This is a genomic window from Amycolatopsis nigrescens CSC17Ta-90 (genome assembly GCF_000384315.1).
In the GTDB taxonomy this organism is placed as follows: domain Bacteria; phylum Actinomycetota; class Actinomycetes; order Mycobacteriales; family Pseudonocardiaceae; genus Amycolatopsis; species Amycolatopsis nigrescens.
Genome location: NZ_ARVW01000001.1, coordinates 3,115,538 through 3,133,505 on the forward strand (window position 1 = coordinate 3,115,538; position 17,968 = coordinate 3,133,505).

The 17,968-nt window shown below is 70.1% G+C and carries 18 protein-coding genes; 9 read left to right on the plus strand and 9 right to left on the minus strand.

The window, feature by feature from the left end; genetic code table 11:
* Positions 1-28: 28 nt before the first annotated feature.
* From AMYNI_RS0114460 to AMYNI_RS0114485, 6 genes are all read right to left on the minus strand, one after another.
* The gene (locus AMYNI_RS0114460) at positions 29-508 is read right to left on the minus strand and encodes a hypothetical protein (protein WP_020668737.1); all 480 of its coding nucleotides are present in this window, start codon (positions 506-508) and stop codon (positions 29-31) included.
* Positions 508-1,119, minus strand: a complete 612-nt coding sequence (locus AMYNI_RS0114465; protein WP_020668738.1) for an RNA polymerase sigma factor — start codon at positions 1,117-1,119, stop codon at positions 508-510. Before AMYNI_RS0114465 ends, AMYNI_RS0114460 begins: the two co-directional genes overlap by 1 nt.
* Positions 1,120-1,221: 102 nt before the next feature.
* Positions 1,222-1,587 (minus strand): protease inhibitor I42 family protein, encoded by a 366-nt coding sequence (locus AMYNI_RS0114470; RefSeq protein ID WP_020668739.1) that lies wholly within the window; start codon positions 1,585-1,587, stop codon positions 1,222-1,224.
* An 81-nt stretch (positions 1,588-1,668) separates the two neighbouring features.
* A complete protein-coding gene (locus AMYNI_RS44555) occupies positions 1,669-2,382 on the minus strand; it encodes a hypothetical protein (protein ID WP_245573931.1) in 714 nt (237 codons plus the stop codon).
* A gap of 31 nt (positions 2,383-2,413) precedes the next feature.
* Complete coding sequence (locus tag AMYNI_RS0114480; RefSeq protein WP_020668740.1) at positions 2,414-3,565, minus strand: C1 family peptidase; 1,152 nt, start codon at positions 3,563-3,565, stop codon at positions 2,414-2,416.
* Between the two features lie 231 nt (positions 3,566-3,796).
* Positions 3,797-4,309: a GbsR/MarR family transcriptional regulator gene (locus AMYNI_RS0114485; RefSeq protein ID WP_020668741.1), complete on the minus strand. Its 513-nt coding sequence runs from the start codon at positions 4,307-4,309 to the stop codon at positions 3,797-3,799.
* Positions 4,310-4,403: 94 nt separating this feature from the next.
* Between AMYNI_RS0114485 and AMYNI_RS0114490 the strand changes: the two genes are divergently transcribed.
* The gene (locus AMYNI_RS0114490; RefSeq protein WP_020668742.1) at positions 4,404-5,321 is read left to right on the plus strand and encodes an ABC transporter ATP-binding protein; all 918 of its coding nucleotides are present in this window, start codon (positions 4,404-4,406) and stop codon (positions 5,319-5,321) included.
* On the plus strand, positions 5,318-6,967 hold the full coding sequence (locus tag AMYNI_RS0114495) for an ABC transporter permease (RefSeq protein ID WP_020668743.1): 1,650 nt from the start codon (positions 5,318-5,320) through the stop codon (positions 6,965-6,967). Before AMYNI_RS0114490 ends, AMYNI_RS0114495 begins: the two co-directional genes overlap by 4 nt.
* Before the next feature lie 111 nt (positions 6,968-7,078).
* Here the strand turns inward: AMYNI_RS0114495 and AMYNI_RS0114500 are convergent, their stop codons facing one another.
* Complete coding sequence (locus AMYNI_RS0114500) at positions 7,079-7,918, minus strand: helix-turn-helix domain-containing protein (RefSeq protein ID WP_063713764.1); 840 nt, start codon at positions 7,916-7,918, stop codon at positions 7,079-7,081.
* A gap of 91 nt (positions 7,919-8,009) precedes the next feature.
* Here AMYNI_RS0114500 and AMYNI_RS0114505 point away from each other — a divergent pair, with 91 nt between their 5' ends.
* Both AMYNI_RS0114505 and AMYNI_RS47760 read left to right on the plus strand, forming a co-directional pair.
* Complete coding sequence (locus AMYNI_RS0114505) at positions 8,010-8,216, plus strand: HC3 family zinc finger protein (protein ID WP_020668745.1); 207 nt, start codon at positions 8,010-8,012, stop codon at positions 8,214-8,216.
* A complete protein-coding gene (locus AMYNI_RS47760) occupies positions 8,213-8,488 on the plus strand; it encodes a hypothetical protein (protein WP_040405748.1) in 276 nt (91 codons plus the stop codon). Before AMYNI_RS0114505 ends, AMYNI_RS47760 begins: the two co-directional genes overlap by 4 nt.
* Here the strand turns inward: AMYNI_RS47760 and AMYNI_RS44565 are convergent.
* Positions 8,404-8,802 carry a hypothetical protein gene (locus AMYNI_RS44565; RefSeq protein WP_157357357.1) on the minus strand — a complete coding sequence of 133 codons (399 nt, stop codon included), beginning with the start codon at positions 8,800-8,802 and terminating at the stop codon, positions 8,404-8,406. The two genes, AMYNI_RS47760 and AMYNI_RS44565, sit on opposite strands and share 85 nt — an antisense overlap.
* Before the next feature lie 261 nt (positions 8,803-9,063).
* Positions 9,064-9,414, minus strand: coding sequence for a hypothetical protein (locus AMYNI_RS44570; RefSeq protein WP_020668747.1), 351 nt, complete (start codon positions 9,412-9,414; stop codon positions 9,064-9,066).
* 128 nt (positions 9,415-9,542) lie between these two features.
* On the opposite strand from AMYNI_RS44570, the gene AMYNI_RS0114520 reads away from it, so the two are divergent.
* From AMYNI_RS0114520 to AMYNI_RS0114540, 5 genes are all read left to right on the plus strand, one after another.
* Entirely contained in the window at positions 9,543-12,011 is a 2,469-nt protein-coding gene (locus AMYNI_RS0114520) for a DEAD/DEAH box helicase (RefSeq protein ID WP_020668748.1), read from the plus strand.
* A complete protein-coding gene (locus tag AMYNI_RS44575; RefSeq protein ID WP_051116322.1) occupies positions 12,008-12,646 on the plus strand; it encodes an SWIM zinc finger family protein in 639 nt (212 codons plus the stop codon). The genes AMYNI_RS0114520 and AMYNI_RS44575 overlap by 4 nt, the downstream gene beginning before the upstream one ends.
* A 202-nt stretch (positions 12,647-12,848) precedes the next feature.
* Positions 12,849-15,188 (plus strand): ATP-binding protein, encoded by a 2,340-nt coding sequence (locus AMYNI_RS0114530; protein WP_169515743.1) that lies wholly within the window; start codon positions 12,849-12,851, stop codon positions 15,186-15,188.
* 24 nt (positions 15,189-15,212) lie between these two features.
* Positions 15,213-16,496 carry an MFS transporter gene (locus tag AMYNI_RS0114535; protein WP_020668750.1) on the plus strand — a complete coding sequence of 428 codons (1,284 nt, stop codon included), beginning with the start codon at positions 15,213-15,215 and terminating at the stop codon, positions 16,494-16,496.
* Positions 16,493-17,953, plus strand: a complete 1,461-nt coding sequence (locus AMYNI_RS0114540; protein ID WP_020668751.1) for an NAD-dependent succinate-semialdehyde dehydrogenase — start codon at positions 16,493-16,495, stop codon at positions 17,951-17,953. The genes AMYNI_RS0114535 and AMYNI_RS0114540 overlap by 4 nt, the downstream gene beginning before the upstream one ends.
* The last annotated feature ends 15 nt before the right edge of the window (positions 17,954-17,968 follow it).

A 17,968-nucleotide genomic window follows, 5' to 3' on the forward strand; every position in this document is an offset into this window, starting at 1 on the left:
GTGAATACGAGACGACGGCCGGTAACCCTCACAGCACCACGGTGGGCGTGACCACGGTCCGCCGGTTCGCCGCGGCGCCGATGTGCACCATTATCTGGGTGGTGCCGGTGGGCACGTCGTCCAGCACGAACCGGCCGCCCTCGTCCGCGGTGGTCGAGGTCGCGCCGTGTTCGGCGACCCTGACCTCCACCCCGTACTCGCCGGCCGGCACCAGCCAGCCGTCGATCCGGTGGTGCGTGCCGATCTTGGTCAGGTTGATCATCACGGTCAGGTCGCTGACGGTGAACGTGATGGTGCCCTGGTCGCCACGGACCCCGGACCGCGCGTCGGCGCGCTCCCAACGCGCGACCTCCACGTCCAGGTCCTCCAGCGCGATGGCGAACTGCACCCGCTCCACCAGGTCGGCCGGCAGCGGGTCGAGCTCGTCGACGAGCCTGCCGATGTCTTCGAGCAGCTTGAGGTCGTCAGGGTGGGTACTGCCGCCCCCCGCCAACTGAAACTCGTTCATCAGCTGCCCCCTTCGCTGTCCAACAGGTCACGCATCGACTTCAGACAGCGGCCCCTGGTCGGCCCGATACTGCCGTGTGGCATCCGCAGCGCCTCGGCGACAAGGCGATACTCCGAACGCCCCGCCAGCACCGTCATCCGCAGCAGCTCCTGGCACCGCTGGGGCAGCCGGCTGAAAGCGGCCCAGATCTCCCGGTCCCGGTCCGCCCGCAGCACCTCCGCCTCCGGTGTCGGATGGGTCTGCTGCTCGGTCTCCACCAGCGCCGTGGTCTCCTCGGTGAGCGGCACCGGTGCGGGCTTGCGCCCGAAGCTCCGTTGCGCCTCGCGGCGGGTGGTGGTGATCAACCACCCCGCCAGTGCGCGCGGTTCGTTCAACTGCTCCAGCCGGCTGAACAGCGCCAGCCACACCGTCTGCACCACGTCCTCCGCGGTGTGCCGGTCAAGGCCGTTGCCCCGAGCGACGTGCCACACCAGTGGCGTCAGCTCCTTGACCAGCCGGTTCATCGCCTGCCGGTCACCTGCCCTCGCCGCATGCATGCAGGCCGCGTACAGCTCATGGCCGTGCAGGCCCTCCCACGGTGGGTCCGCCTCGACGGTCCGAACTTCCGTCACCGCATCCGCCCCACTTCCGATTGGTGCTCCTCAAGTCGGTGTTCGAAGTATCGCGGCATCTACCGAATAGGTGAGCGTCGAGGTCGTCCCCAGATACATGTGTCACTCGCTTGGAGTAGTCGGAAAGTCGGTCGTTAACACAAACGTGAGCTCACGGCGCGGTTCTGTTTCCCACGGCCGCGCCAGTTCGGCCTTGAGCAGGTGCCGGCCGGCGCCGACGATGTCGAACGCCAGCCGGCGGACCCCACCCATTCCCGGCGGCCCCGCCCCCGCGGCCGCCCGGCCCCCTTCAGGGTGGCCCTGTTCCCCCTGGACATGCTCGTCCACCAGCACCCGCACCCCCGCCGGCAGCCGCCATCGCCACCGGTATCCGGATGCCGGGACCTCGCGGAGCCGCAGCTCCACGGTGTCCCCTACGCGCAGTTCGGTCGGCACCCCCGCGTCGACCTGCGCGATCTGAACGAGCACGCTCCCTCTCCCGGGTTCTTCAGGGCGGCGGTGACCGGCGGCCCCCTCGACTGCCGGCCACCGCCTGTCTCGAGTAGTTCCTCAGACCAGCAACTGGTCGATCTGGCCCAAGGCGTCCTCGTGGTAGCTCACCGGGATCCGGTGGTTCCTGGCCATCAGTGCCAGCAGCACCAGGTGGCCGTGCCCGGAGTCGGATCCCGGCGAAAGCCGCTTCCAGCCCACGCCGTGCACGAAAGCCCACACGCCCGGCGAAGAGTCGTACGAGTACAGGGCCGTGATGCCCCGGTTGTGCACCCAGCCGTCACCCTGCTCGGCGGTGACCGGTGCGGGCGCGGCAGCACCGCCGTTCCCGCCGTTGCGCTGCGGCGGGTTGTACGGCTCCCAGCCGTTCGGCGCGACCGGCGGCGGGCCGTAAGGCTCCCAACCGGTAGGTGCGACGGCGGGACGCGGCGGGGTGTACGGCTCCCAGCCCGTCGGCGCCACCGGCGGCGGGCTGTAGGGCTCCCACCCGGTCGGTGCGACCGCGGGACGGCCGGCCGGCGGGCTGTACGGCTCCCAGCCGTTGGGCGCGACCGCGGGACGCGGCGGGGTGTAGGGCTCCCACCCAGTGGGCGCGACCGCGGGACGGCCGGCGGGCGGGCTGTAGGGCTCCCAGCCCATCGGCGCCACCGGCGGCGGGCCCTCCGGGGTCCAGTTGGGCGGGACCGGCGGCTGGTTCTCCTCGAGCCGCTCCACGTCACCCCCAGACCGGTCCTCGTTGTCCGGAGGCTGCGCCTTCTTCTCGGTGTTCGTCATCGCTGTTCGCTCCCCTGCTTGTTGCCAGGCCTCAGTAGGCGATCTGGATCATGCTCAACTCGTCGTTGTCGATGAACGGAGCCACCGGATGGCCCCCGGCCCGCGCATGGGTCAACATCGCGAGCTTGCTGGTCGTGCTGTGCGCCCCGCCGGAAAGCCTGGTCCAGCCCAGGTTCTCCAGGTACGCCCAGCCATTGGCGTCATGCGCCGAAGTGAACAGGCGCAGCGCGCGCTGGGCCGGCAGCCAGGCGCGCAGGTTGACCCCCGTGCAGCCCAGCGTGGTCGGCCGGGCGGCCGGATAGTCCTCGAGGAAGGCCTCGCCGTACGCGATCCGCAGGAAGCCCTGCTCCCCCCAGTCCGCGCCCCACGAGTTCTTCGCGATCCAGCAGCCGGCCACGTCGTCCCAGCCGATGAGCGCGACGCAGTGTCCGCCGCTGGTCTCGTCGGTGGTGCGCCGGTAGACGCCGCCGGTGTAGTGGAACAGGTCGTTGTAGATCACCAGGCAGGCCGCGACCGGCCCGTACCCGTAGATGTGCTGTTTGATCGCCGCGGGGTTGCCGCTGAGATCGATGACCTCTTCCGCGTGCGCGACCCGGTCCGGCCAGCCGGGGTTCAGCGCGCCGGCGCCGTCTTCGCGGTAGGGGAAGTAGTCCTCGAAGGTGACCCCGCTGGACATGCTGTCGTCGAACAGCTCGTCCGGCCAGGAACCGTCCGGGTGCAGGCTTTCGCGTGCGGCGGCGTACCCGAAGTGCAGGTGCGCCTCGGACAGGTCCAGGTTCAGCCCCGGCGCCGACCGGGTGTACGCGGCCGTGCCCTCCAGCGCGGCCGCGGTGGCGAACGCGGTGCAGGAACCCGTCTCGCCCTGGTCCTTGACCGGGGTGACGTAGTTGCGGCCGTGGAGGTTCCGCAGGTCGAACCGCTCGGGGAGGCTCGACGAAGGGGCCAGCGCGGCGACCACCGACTCGCCGGCCGTGTGGAAGGCGGCGTGCGCCATCCGCGACGGCTGGTGCACTCGGAGGTCGATCTCGCCCTGGTCCGGTGCCGGCACCCCGAGCCGCACCGCGCGCGACTCGACGGAAAGCCTGCTCAGCCTGGTCTCACCGACCCGCCAGGAGGCGCCCAGCGAGGCCAGCGAATCGCGAATGCTCGCGATCTCGGCCTCGCAGGAGTGATCGGCGGTCATAGGCTCTCCCGGTGCAGGTTGAAGGGGTCGGGCTCAAGTGCTACGCCCATATGACGCAGCAAACCCCTTCGCAGATACACACTCAGAGTATTTTCTTGGCAGATTTTTCCTCAGCTTCGACCGGTTCCACCCGTTTGCCTGGGATCCGTTAGCGGTGTGTGACCTCAACCGCGGGATAAAACAGGCATAACGGACACGGCCTGAGTGTCTGCCGGGAGAGCGAGCCGGGCGTCAGCCTGCCTGACGTTCGAGGTGCAGCCGGTGCCAGCGCTCGAAGAGCACCGGGATCTCGCTGATCATGAAGTCGAGGAAGTCCACCATGTCGGCGAGGCGGCGCCCGGCCGGAGTGTTCGGGCCCATCGCTTCGATGCCTTCCACGGTGGCGTCGCGCCAGAGGGTCATCATCCGATTGCGCTTGAGGAAGGTGGCGTACCAGAGATCGTCGTAGAGCCGGTAGTGGTCGCGCCGCTCGCCCGGCTCGCGCTCCTTCGAAACCAGGCCGATCTGCTCCAGGTAGCGCACCGCGCCGGAGACGGCGGCGGGGCTGACGGACAGCTTCTCGGCGATCTCGGCCGCGGTCAGCCGGCCGCTGTCGGTGACCATCAGTGCGGAGAAGACCCTGGCCGCCATCCGCTGGAAGCCCGCCTGGGTCAGCACCAGTGCGAAACTTTCGATGTAACGGAGCACAGCGTCTTCGTCACGCTGCGGGTTCGGGTCACGCTGGGACTGCGGTCGGCTCGACATGGCGCCATCCTCTCCTAGTGGGGTGCCGGCAATCACCCCATCCATACACTTTCTTTACTTCACGACTTTGTGAAAAGAGTGTAGCTTCCCTGTCATGGAAAACGCCATCTCAGTTGCCGGCCTGGACAAGTCCTTCGGCCGGTCCAAGGCTCTCGACGGCCTCGACCTGTCCGTGGCCACCGGTGAGGTGCACGGCTTCCTCGGCCCGAACGGCGCTGGCAAGTCCACCACGGTCCGGGTGCTGCTCGGCCTGCTGCGCGCGGACTCCGGCACCGTCCGGCTGCTCGGCGGCGACCCCTGGAAGGACGCGGCGAGCCTGCACCGCCGGCTCGCCTACGTGCCCGGCGACGTCAACCTCTGGCCCAACCTCTCCGGCGGCGAGGTGATCGACCTGCTCGGGCGGCTGCGCGGCGGGCTCGACCAGCGGCGCCGCAAGGACCTGATCGACCGCTTCGACCTCGATCCGAAGAAGAAGGGCCGCACCTACTCCAAGGGCAACCGGCAGAAGGTCGCCATCGTCGCCGCGCTCGCGTCCAAAGTGGACCTGCTGATCATGGACGAGCCGACCTCCGGGCTGGACCCGCTGATGGAGGCCACCTTCCAGTACGCCATCCAGGAGGAGCGCGAGCAGGGCCGCACGGTGCTGCTGTCCAGCCACATCCTGGCCGAGGTCGAGGCGCTCTGCGACCGGGTGAGCATCATCCGCAACGGGCGCACCGTGGAGACCGGCACGCTGAGCGAGCTGCGGCACCTGACCCGCACCTCGATCAGCGCCGAGCTGGCCGGACCGCCGAACGGGCTGTCCAATTCGGACTCCATCCACGACCTCAAGATCGAGGGCAACAAGGTGCGCTTCGACGTCGAGACGCATGCGCTGGACGAGGTGCTGGCCCGGCTCACCCAGGTGGGCGTGCGCAGCCTGACCAGCCAGCCGCCGACCCTCGAAGAGCTCTTCCTCCGGCACTACACCACCGAAGCATCCAATGCGAAACAGCAGGTAGCGGCGAAATGACCAGCACTCTCGACCGTTCGGTACGGGCACACGCGGCGCCCAGCGGGTCCACTCACCCGCTGCTCGGCACCCGGCACCTGGTGCGGCTGGCGCTGCGCCGCGACCGGATCGTCATGCCGATCTGGGTCGTGGTGATCGGTGTGATCCCGGCCGGCACCATCGGCGCGTACGAAGGGCTGTACAAGACCCCGGCCGAACGCGCCTCACTGACGTCGACCATGGGCGCTAACCCGTCGCTGAGCCTGCTCTACGGCCCGGCGTTCGACCTGTCCACCGCGGGCGGGTTCACGGTCTGGCGGTACGGCGCGTTCCTGCCGCTGTTCCTGGCGCTCGCGTGCATCTTCACGATGACAAGGCACACCAGGGCGGAGGAGGACACCGGCCGGCAGGAGCTGCTCGCGTCCGGGGTGCTCGGCCGTTACGCCGCATTGACGGCGGCGGCGCTGTTCACCGGTACCGCCGCGCTGCTGTCCGGGCTGCTGGCCGCGGCGGCGATGGCCGGGGCCGGCGCACCGGCAGCGGGTTCGTTCGCCTTCGGGCTCGCCGTGACGCTGACCGGCTGGGTGTTCATCGGGGTGGCCGCGATCGCCGTGCAGTTCGCAGAGTACTCGCGCACCGCGAACGGCATCGCCACCACGGTGCTCGGCCTGACCTTCCTGCTGCGCGCGGTCGGCGACTCGGCCAAGGACGTGGGCTGGCTGTCCTGGCTGTCCCCGATCGGCTGGTCCAACCAGGTGCGGCCGTTCGCCGGTGAGCGCTGGTGGGTGCTGGTGCTGCCGCTGGTGGCCGCGCTGGTGCTCGGCGGGATCGGCTACGCGCTGCTGCCGCGCCGCGACCTCGGCATGGGCATCGTGGCGACCAGGCCGGGACCCGCCACCGCGGCGGCGGGCCTGCGTTCCCCGTTCGCGCTGGCCTGGCGGCTGCACCGCGGCTCGCTGTACGGCTGGCTGGCCGGGTTCGCGGTGATGGGCGCGCTGTTCGGTTCGCTGGCCGCCGGCATCGGCGACGTGATCGGCGACAGCGCGCAGGCAAAGGAGATGTTCGCCCGGCTCGGCGGGTCCGCCGCGATGGTGGACGCGTTCCTCGCCGCGATCGGCGGGATCTTCGCCATGATCGTGTCGATGTACGCGGTACAGGCGACCCTGCGGATGCGGTCGGAGGAGGTCGCGGTGCGGGTGGAACCGCTGCTCGCGACCAGCGTCGGCCGGCTGCGGTGGGCCGGCAGTCACCTGGTGTTCGCGGTATTCGGCAGCGCGCTGCTGCTGGCCGTGGCCGGTGCGATGGGCGGGCTGCTGCACGGCCTGCGGGTCAGTGACGTGAGCGGTCAGGTGCCCGCGGTGCTCGGCGCGACGCTGGCGCAGCTGCCCGCGGTGTGGGTGGTGGCCGGGGTGTCGGTGCTGATCTTCGGTTTCCTGCCGAAGGCGAGTACGGCCGCGTGGGCCGTGGCCGCGCTGTTCCTGCTGATCAGCCTGTTCGGCCCGGTCGCCAACCTGAGTCAGGCGGTGCTCGACGTGTCGCCGTTCTCGCACATCCCGAAACTGCCGAGCGCCCCGTTCACCGCGACTCCGCTGCTCTGGCTGCTCGCCGTCGCACTGGTCACCATGTCCGCCGGCCTCTTCGCCTTCCGCCGCCGCGACCTCGGCTGACCGGCTTATGCAGCGAAGGCCACCTTGCCTGCGTTCAACGCAGCGAAGGTGGCCTTCGCTGCATGTTGGGAGGGGCGACCCGCTCGCTTTTGTCCGTGAAGGGGCCCTTCACTACATGTGGGCCAGCCGGGAGATGAGCCGGGCCGAGTCTGTCTCACTCAGCGCAACAGAGACCAGGTGCATCAAAGTCTCCAGGTAGGGCGCGATCTGTCGGGCTTCGTCGATGAACACGCTGGACCGCAACAGTTCGGCCATCACCACCGGCTGCGCGTCTGGAAACTCCAGAACCGTGAAAGGCCCTCGCTGCCCACCGTGTGGCCCGACCTGGGTTGGCACCACCCGTACCAGCACGTTGGGCCGGGTGGCAGTCTGCTTGATCCAGGCCAGTTGCCGCGCCATCAGGGCTGAGTCTCCGACCGGCGTGTGCAAGGCGGACTCACCGAGGAAAGCCACATATTTCACTCCACTGTTCAGAATCTGCTGGCGACGAAATCTCGCCGCCAGCCGGAGGTCAGTACCGGCCGGGTCTGCACCGGTACCCAGCAGAAATGCCCTGGCATACTCCATGGTCTGCAACAACCCGGGGACCATCAGCGGCTCCCAGTTGCTGAGTCTGCTGGCCTCGGATTCGTAGTCAGCCAGCACCGACGTTTCCTTGGGCAGCCCTTCAAGGTCCTGCTGGCCCTGCCCCCACCAACCAGGCTCGTCAAGGGTGCGGACCACCCTCAGGATCTCTTCCCGTACCTGCGCGCGAATCCGGTACACCCCAAGCAAATGCGCGGCTTCCTCGGGATTTATGGTGCGCTCGCCGTTCTCGACCCTGGACAGCTTCGACTTGTCCCACTCCACCAACACGGCCGCTTCGCGCAGGAGCAGGCCAACGCTCTCCCGGCATCCCCGCAACTGCGCACCAACACTTTTCATCTTGGCGCTGAGCGGTTTTCTGGGCACGAGAACCTCCGCTGTCTCGTCGCTGCAACTCAGTTGTCCCCAAACTACGAATGCTTACGCTGGGATCAACGACGACACACCAGGAGTAGCGATGTTGCGCTGGCAGCAAGCGGGTGGCAGGCGGCATGCTCTGGACGGGCTGGTGCCGGGGCCCGGCGGGGAGTTCCGGGCGTTGTGCGGTGCGGAAGTCACCGTGCGCGCTTCGGATCTGCACGCACTCGGCGGGCTATGGTTCGACCCGACCTGCTGGGACTGCGACCGGATCTGGCGCGAGAGCCTGGCGGGCAGCCCGCGATGAACGAGCGCGACATCCGCCTTCTCGACCGCGTACGCGAACTGCACCGCTATCTGACCCAGCGCACCGTCGCACTGGTGCACTGCCAGTCGGACCCGGACCTGTTCGCCGAAGGAATGCGCGACCTCGGCCAGGATCTCCACGATGCCGGAACCGCGCTACTGGACCGCGTGCACGAGCTGGACGCCGGTCAGCGCTCGGTGACCGTGCCATCAGCGGCGACCCGAATGCCAGCCTGCGGCCCGCCCGCACCGCAGTCCGGCCCGTTCGGATAAGCCAGTTCCGGGGTCACTTCGAGGGTCTGCTCGATGGACGGAGCGAGGTCGGTGCGCACCAGCGTCACGGTGACCTTGACCGGCGCGGCAGGCAGGTCGTCCACCGTCGCGAAGCCGTGCGCGACCGGGATGGTGTGGCAAGTTTCCGCCCAGCACACGGTCATCGTCGCGCCGGCCACCTCCGCTTCGAGTGGCTGCTCGATGTCCAGTGAGATCCCGACCGGCGTCCCGATCATCGTGCAGGCGACCTCACCGCCGCCACAGGAAACCGTGACCGCCGCCGCCAGCACGCCAACCCCCGCGAGTATTCGCATACCCCACAGACGGTGACACCTCTGCTTCCGGTTGCATCCCCAGCGATTTTCCGCCATGGGACACAAGATTTTCCAGTTGTCAAATATGCGCTCTGATGGCAAGAGGTACATTTTGTCAAATCCGATCGCGCTTCCGCGGAATTGGCATTACGGCGATCCGTCGCGTACTCTCGGAAACGGCCATTGATCGGCCCCATTCACGTCGACTCCGTCATGCCGTCCACCTTGCCCGGAAGGGGATTCCATGCCCGCTGCGCCGGTTCAGGGTCCTCGGCGGGACGACAACGAGCTGCCGGTGGTCGGCAACGCAGCCTCCGGCGGCAGCAGGGTCGGCGGGTGGCGCGGGTCCTGCGGGGCGAACTCGGTCCGCGTCACCACCTGTGTCTCGACGACGGTAACCGGGGCGGGCGGCGGCGCGGTCACGGTGACCGTGGGCGGCGGCGGGGCGCTCGAGGTCGGGGCCGGGGTGGATTGGACCAGCACCGCACCGGCCGGTTCCATCGACCGGTCGAACCGGCCGGCGAGCAGCAAGGCGGACAGCAGTAGCCCGGCGCCGAACCCGGCGAGCACGCCAAGGGCGAGCGAAGCGAAGCGTGGCTGTTCTTCGAACACGTCCGCACCTCCTCGGCGCAACTACAACCAGTTACCTCTGTCCTGAATCTGTTCCGGGTGTATGCAGCTAGACGAGATATCAGAGTACTCGCGTTGATCACGACGCGCGTTACGGAAAGTGGCGGCAGTTGAGCAGAGCGATCTTCCTGGCCGGGGAGCACCGGCCATCCGACGGGCGGTTCGAGGTACCCACGGACCGGCCACTGCCGATCACCGACGCGCTGGCCGCGCTCTCGGACCCGTCCACTGAGGACGGACCGCTGGCCGACTGGCTCGCCCCCGCGAAACTGGCCCTTGACCAGGTCGCGGAGGGCAAGCTCCTGCCCGCGCTGCGGGATCTCGGGGACGGCGTCGCCCTCGCGCACTGGCGGCTGGCTGACTGGGATCCGGCCAGGTTCCCCGCCTTGCCGGCGGAGGAGGTCGCGGCTTTCGGGGAGGCGGTCGCCGATCTGTGCGGACGTGTGGAGCAGCTTTACGGAGACCGCTACCTCGAAGCACTCACCGGGCCGGACGGGCGTGTCGAAACCTCCGGCGCGCGCCTGGTGCTGGAGCTGCGGACACCAGGAGAACACCAGGACTGGCAGCTGGACTTCGCGGTGCGGCTCGGCAAGACCGTGCCCGCCGAGCGCGCCTGGCAGGGCCAGGAGCAGCAGACACTGGTGCGCGGGCTGGCCGAGGCGGCCAGGCTGTTCCCGCCGATCGACCGGAGCCTGTCCGAGCAGCGGCCAACCGGCGTCCGGCTCGACGTCACCGAAGCGGCCGACCTGCTCGCCGGAGGAGCCGCCGCGCTCACCGGCGCGGGCATCGACGTGCGGCTGCCGTCCGAGCTGACCGAGCACCGGCTGCGCGCCAGGGCGCGGGTGACCGACCTGACGGCCGTGCGCTGGGAGGCAGCGATCGGCGAGGAGACGCTGAGCACGGCGGAACTGAAAGAACTCGCCGGGCAGCAGGCCCGGCTGGTCCGCTGGCGCGACCGCTGGGTGTGGGCCGATGGCGCCGGGCGGCTGGCCGGGCTGCTGGACCGGGCCGACGACCTGCCGGCCGCGGAAGCGCTGTCGCTCGCACTGGCCGGTACCCGCGACACCACCGAGTTCGGCGCGGTCGAGGTGGTGGCGGAAGGCGCCGTCGAGGACCTGGTGCGCCGGTTGCAGGCGGCGGACGCACAGGAACCACGGCTCGACGGCGTCGACGCCCGGCTGCGGGACTACCAGCGGCGCGGCGCGGCCTGGCTGCAGTCCATGGCGGAGCTGGGGTTCGGCACGCTGCTCGCGGACGACATGGGCCTCGGCAAGACCCTGCAGGCCATCGCGCTGCTCGCGGACCGGCCTGGGCCGCACCTGGTGGTCTGCCCGACCTCGGTGCTGGGCAACTGGGCCCGCGAGCTGAACCGGTTCGCGCCGGGACTGGAGGTGCGCACGCACCACGGTGCCATGCGGCCGTCCACAGTGGACGACCTGGCGCCGGGGACGGTGCTGCTGACCAGCTATCCTCTGCTCCGCATCGACGCCGAGCTGCTCGATCAGGTCGGCTGGGACGTGGTCGTGCTGGACGAGGCGCAGCAGATCAAGAACCCGGACTCCCAGGCCGCCCGCGCGGCACGGGGCCTGCGGGCCGAGGCCAGGCTGGCGCTCACCGGCACCCCGGTGGAGAACCGGCTGTCCGAGCTGTGGTCGATCATGCGGTTCTGCAACCCCGGACTGCTCGGCTCCCAGCGGCGGTTCCGCGAGCGCTTCGTTCAACCGATCGAGCGACAGCGCGACCCGGCCGCGGCCCGGCAGCTGCGTGCGATCACCGCGCCGTTCCTGCTGCGCAGGCTGAAGTCCGAGGTGGCCTCCGACCTGCCGGCGAAACAGGAGGCGGTGGTGTCCTGCACGCTCACCGACGAGCAGGCCGCGCTGTACCGGACGACCGTGCGCCGGATGCTGTCCGGCGACCTCGGCACCGGGATCCAGCGGCGCGGCCGGGTGCTGCGGCTGCTCACCGCGCTCAAGCAGATCTGCAACCATCCCGCGCAGTACCTCGGGGATTTCGGCGACGGCGGCGAGCTGGCCGGGCGCTCCGGGAAACTGGCCAGGACCACCGAAATGCTGGCCGAGGTGGTCGACGAGGGCGAGCGGGCGCTGCTGTTCACCCAGTACCGGGTGATGGGCGAGCTGCTGGCCACCCATCTCGCCGCCGAGCTGGAGCTGGCCGAGGTGCCGTTCCTGCACGGCGGGCTGAGCACGTCGCGGCGGGACGGCCTGGTGCGGGCGTTCCAGCAGGACGAGCGGGCTTCGCCGCTGCTGATCGTCAGCCTCAAGGCGGGCGGGGTCGGGCTGAACCTGACCAGGGCGACCCATGTCTTGCACTACGACCGGTGGTGGAACCCGGCGGTGGAGGACCAGGCCACCGACCGGGCGCACCGGATCGGCCAGACCCGCACGGTCTTCGTGCACAAGCTGGTCACCGGCGGCACGTTGGAGGAGCGGATCGCGGACCTGCTGGAGTCCAAGCGCGGGCTGGCAGACGCCGTGATCGGCTCCGGCGAGGACTGGCTGACCGAACTGGCCGACGAGGACCTGCGTGCGCTGGTCGAGCTGACGGAGGTGGACCGGTGAGCACTGCGAAGGAATTCGGCACGACCTGGTGGGGGCACCGCTGGACCCGCGCCCTGGAGTCCCTGCACACCCGCTATCCGAATCCCCGGCTCCCCCATGGCCGCACGCTGGCCAGGAAGGGCGCGGTGGAGCAGCTCGACGTGTCGCCGGGCGAGATCACTGCTCTCGTCGCAGAGCACCGCGTCGTGTTGCGACTGCCGATCTACGACGAGAGCGGCTGGGCGGTGGTGAGCCGCGCGCTGGCCGGGCAGGTCCGGCACGCCGCGGCCCTGCTGGCGGGCCGGCTGCCCGAAGATGTGGACGAGACGTTGAGCGCCACGGGCTACTCGCTGTTCCCCGGACGGGGCGAGCTGACCGCGACCTGCACCTGCCGCGGCAGGCACGAGCCCTGCGCGCACGCTGCCGCACTGCACTACGCGCTGGCGGACGCCTTCGACGAGGACCCGTTCCTCCTGACCACCCTGCGCGGCCAAGACAAGAAAGCACTGCTCGCAAACGTGAGCAGTGCTCTCGCCGGAGCGGCCCCCACCGCCCCAGCCCTTACGCCCGCCCCACTCGATATCGACCCCACCGCCCTGCACACCGCGATCCGCAACGCCGCCGCCCACGCCCGCCACCTCCGCCACTCCCTCTGACGCCTCTCCTACCTCCACCCGGCGACCAGGCCCAACGTGACGTTTGGCCAATAGAACACACCAAACGTCACATTGGGCTCGTACGGCGGCGGGTGAAAAGGCGGTCGGTGAAAAGGTGGGTAGGCGACCGGGCAATGGGCCGAAAGGGGGCAGTTTCGGGGTCCTGGCGGTGGTGGTGCGGATAGCTGTGCACGATGTCGTGGTGGACCAGTCACACAACGAGATCGCCGGTGGCACGGTCGCGGGGCCGGTGCTTCAGGCTCGCGACGTCGGTTCCGTGCACCTGTCCCCGCCGGTACCGGTGTCGGTGGCCGGGCTGCCCGCCGAGGAGGAGTTCACCGGCCGTGCCGAGGATCTCGCCACCCTCGCCGACATCCTCGCACCGGACGGCGAAACGGCAGTCTGCACGATCGCCGGACTGGCCGGAGTCGGCAAAACGGCGCTGACGGTGCGAGCCGCGCGCCTCGCGGTGGCGGAGGGCTGGTTTCCCGGTGGAGTGCTGTTCGTGGACCTGTACGGCTACGACCCGGACCGGCGGCTCGACGCCAACGCCGCGCTGGCCGCGCTGCTGCGGGCGCTCGGGGTGGCGGGCGAGTTCATCCCCGGCAGCCAGGGCGAGCGCGAAACCCTCTACCGCTCGGAGCTTTCCAGGCTGGCCGCGCAAGGCAAACGCGTGCTGGTGCTGGCCGACAACGCCGCCGCGATCGAGGAGGTGCAACCGCTGCGGCCGGGCAGCGAGGCGCATCGCATGCTGGTGACCAGCAGGCACACCCTGCCTGTGCGCGGTGCCCGGCGGGTCGAGGTGGACGTGCTGCCCCCGGCCGACGCGACCGCTGTGCTGGCCGCCGCCCTGCGCGCGGCCGACCCCGCCGACTCCAGGGTCGACGACGAGCCGACGGCGGCCGCGGAACTGGTGCGGCTGTGCGGCCATCTGCCGCTGGCCGTGTGGATCACCGCGGAGCTGCTGGCGGACAAGCCGGAGCAGCGGGTGTCCGAGCTGGTCGAGATCTTCACCGCGGCGAGTGACCGGCTGGGCGAGCTGGCCTACGGCGACTCGATCGCGGTCCGGGTGGCCTTCGACGTGTCCTACCGGTATCTGCCCGCCGAGCAGGCGCGGGTGTTCCGGCTGCTGGCGCTCAACCCCGGCCCACATTTCGGTTACGGCGCCGCCGCCGCGCTGACCGGCACCTCCGAGGAGGTCGCGCGCCGGGCGCTGGACGGGCTGTGCCGCGCGCACCTGATCCAGTCCGCCACCGTCAAGGACCACTGCCGGTTCCACGATCTGCTGCGCCTCTACGCGGCCGAACGCTGCCGGGAGGAACAACCCGGCGACGAGCAAGAAGCGGCCGTTCGGCGGCTGCTGGAGTACTTCCTGGCCAAGGCCCGCGCCTCGGAAACCCACCTGGACCCGACCGCGCCGCCGGAGAACCGGTCACCGGAGCTCGAAGACCGGGCGGCCGCGGTGGACTGGCTGGCCGCCGAGCAGCCGAACCTGGTGGCAGCGGTGCGGCTGGCGACCGAGTACGGGTTCGACACCTTCGCCAGGGACATTCCGCTCGCGCTCTTCTTCTTTCTCGAGCTGCGCAAGCAATTCGCGGACTGGGTCGAGACCCAGGAGCTCGCGCTGGCCGCGGCCCGACGGCTCGGTGACCGGCACGGTGAAGGCGTGGCGCTGAACTACCTCGGCGGAGCCCGCCGGCAGGCACGGCAGACCAAGCAGGCCATCGACTGCTACCGGCAGGCGCTGGTCCTGCTACGGGAGAGCGGCGATCGGTTCCGTGAAGCGATGGCGCTGAACAGCCTCGGCGCCGCGCACCGCTGGGACATGAACCTGGACAAATCTCTGGAGTGCCTCGAACAGGCCAGGACGATCTTCGTCGAGCTGGGTGAGCGGTACGGCGAGGGCATGACGCTCAACGGCATGGGCGCCACCTACCGCCGACAGTCCAAAAGGGACCTTGCGCTGGACAGCTATCGGCGGTCGCTGCGGATCTGCCGCTCGATCGGGGATCTTCGCGGTGAGGGCGTGACACTGAACGGGATGGGTACGATCTATCGGCAGCTGCGCCGCCTGGACGAGTCACTGGACTGTCTACGGCAGGCCCGCACCATTTTCGTCGAGCTCGGCGACCGGTACGGCGAAGCCATGGCGCTCAACGGCATGGGTGATGGTCACCGTAAGGCGAAGCGGCCGGCCGAGGCCATCGCCGCCCACCGCCAGGCCGGCGACATCTTCCTGGAACTCGGCGCCCGGCACGACGAGGGCATGGCGCTCAACGGCATGGGCACCACCTACCTGATGCTGGACAAGGCGGAACTCTCCCTCGACTCGCACCGGCGGGCCCATGCGATCTTCCAGGAGCGGGACAACCCGTACGGCGTGGGCATGGCGATGCAGGGCATGGCGGAGGCGCACCGGCGGCTGCACCAGCCGGGCGACGCCCTGACCTGCTACCGGCGTGCGCGGACCGCCTACCAGAAGGCTCGCGCGCCGAAAGAGGTCACCAGGATCGACCGGCTGATCGGCGAGCTGAAGAGGTAGCCGGGCTTCTGGCAGGTTGGACGGGTGCCCGCCGAACGGTCCGCCACCCGCCGCGCGGGCCTGCTGCGGCACGGGGACTTCCGGCGGCTGTGGCTCGCCGACGTGCTCAGCCAGTTCGGCAACCGGATCAGCGTGCTGGCCGTCCCGCTGCTGGCGACCACCACCCTGCAGGCGTCCACCTTCCAGGTGTCCCTGCTCCGGACCCTGGAGACCGCCGCGTATCTGGCGCTCGGCCTGCAGGTGGGCGCCTGGTGCGATCGGCTGCGTTGCCGACCGGTGCTGATCGCCGCCGATCTCGGCCGGGCGGCGTTGCTCGCATCGGTCCCGGTCGCATGGGCGTTCGGCGCGCTCACCATCGGGCAGCTGCTCGTGGTCGTGCTGCTGACCGGGGTGCTCACGGTGTTCTTCGACGTCGCGCACCAGACCTACCTGCCGCGGCTGATCGACCGCGAGCGGCTGCTGGAAGGCAACGCGAAGCTGCAGACGAACCTGTCGGTCGCCGCGGTCACCGCACCCGGCCTGACCGGCTACCTGGTGCAGGTCTTCGGCGGCCCGATCGCAATCATGGGCAACGCGCTGGGTTTCCTGTGGTCGGCGGGCTGGCTCGGCCGGATCGGGGCGGACGAGCCGAAACCCATAAGTACCGCCCGGCCGCGACTGCGGCGCGAGATCGGCGAGGGGCTCCGGCTGGTGGCCGGGCATCCGGCGCTGCGCGCGATCTGCGCCACCGGGGCGACCGCGAGCCTGTTCCAGTCGGTGCAGACCTCGATCGTGGTGGTGTTCCTCAACCGCGAGGTTGGCCTGTCGCCCGGCTCGATCGGACTGCTCAGCACCACCACCCTGGTCGGCGCGCTGGCCGGGGCGCTGACCGCGCGACGGCTCGGCGAGCGGCTCGGCCAGGCGCGGGCGCTGCTGCTGGCCGCGGTGCTGTTCGGCTGCTGCTACCTGCTGTTCCCGTTCACCGGACCGGGCTGGCGGCTGGGGTTCTACGCGGTCGCCGGGTTCGGCGCCAGTCTCACCGTGATCGTGCTGAACGTGCTGTCGGTCAGCTTCCAGCAGACGGTCACCCCGGAACGGTTGCGCGGCAGGGTCAACGCGACCAGCCGGGTGCTGATGCTGGGCGCGATCCCGGTGGGCAGCCTGCTCGGCGGGCTGCTGGCCACCGCCGCCGGCTTCCACGCCGCGCTGTGGGTGGCCGCGGCCGGCAACTTCGCGTCGGCGGGGTGGCTGCTGTTCTCCCCGGTGCGCCGGATGCGCGATCTGCCGGAGGAATGCGAACCGGCCGAACGGGGTAGCCCCAGCTCATGAGCGCTCTTCTGGACCGTGTGCCCAAGCAGCTGTACATCGCCGGGAAGTGGCGCGACTCCGCCGACGGAAGCCGGTTCGAGGTGCGGGACCCCGGCACCGAGCAGGTACTCGGCGAGGTCGCCGACGGGCAGGCGTCCGACGCCGGGGCGGCGGTCGACGCGGCCGCCGGGGCCCAGGAGGAGTGGGCCGCGACCGCGCCACGGGAACGCGGGGAGATCCTGCGCCGGGCGTGGCAGCTGATGACCGACCGCGCGGACTCGCTCGCCGAGCTGATGACACTGGAGATGGGCAAGAGCCTGGCGGAGTCCCGCGCCGAGGTGACCTACGCCGCGGAGTTCTTCCGCTGGTTCTCCGAGGAGGCCGTGCGGATCGACGGCCGGTACACCCGCAGCCCGGCCGGTGGCGGCGGGCGCACCCTGGTCACCAGGCAGCCGGTCGGCCCCTGCCTGCTGATCACCCCGTGGAATTTCCCACTGGCCATGGGCACCCGCAAGATCGGGCCGGCGGTCGCGGCGGGCTGCACGATGATCGTCAAACCACCGCAGCTGACCCCGCTGTCCATGCTGAACCTGGCCGGGCTGCTGGCCGAGGCCGGGCTTCCGGACGGCGTGCTGAACGTGGTGCCCAGTACCTCGGCGAGCCGGGTGGTGGAACCGGTGCTCGGCGACCCGCGGGTGCGGAAGCTGTCCTTCACCGGATCCACCGAGGTGGGCCGGAAACTGGTCGGCCAGTGCGCGCGGCACCTGCAGAAGATGTCCATGGAGCTGGGCGGCAACGCGCCGTTCCTGGTGTTCGGCGACGCGGACCTGGAGGCCGCTGTGCGGGGCGCGGTGACCGCGAAGATGCGCAACAACGGCGAATCCTGCGTCGCGGCGAACCGGTTCCACGTGCACGAGTCGGTGGCCGCGGAGTTCACCAGGCGGCTGACCGAGCGGATGGCCGCGATGAAGACCGGGCACGGCACCGAGGACGGGGTGGAGGTCGGCCCGCTGGTCGACGGCGGGCAGCGGGACAAGGTGGTCAAGCTGGTCGAGGACGCCGTCAGCCGCGGAGCGATCGCCGAGGCGGGCGGGAAACCGTTGTCCGGTAAGGGTTTCTTCTATCCGCCGACGGTGCTTTCCGGGGTGCCGCCGGAGGCTAGGATTCTGCGGGAGGAGGTATTCGGGCCGGTCGCGCCGGTGACCACCTTCGCCGACGAGGACGAGGCCGTGCGACTGGCCAACGACACCGAGTTCGGACTGGTCGGCTACCTGTTCACCAGCGACCTCGATCGCGCGATCCGGGTCGGCGAACGGTTGCAGACCGGCATGGCCGGGATCAACACCGGGCTGGTTTCCAACGCGGCCGCCCCGTTCGGCGGCATCAAGGCCTCCGGCTTCGGCCGCGAAGGCGGCGCCGAAGGCATCGACGAATACCTGGAGGTCAAGTACCTGGCGCTGGCCGTCAACGCGCCCTAAGGGGTTTCTCAGTGA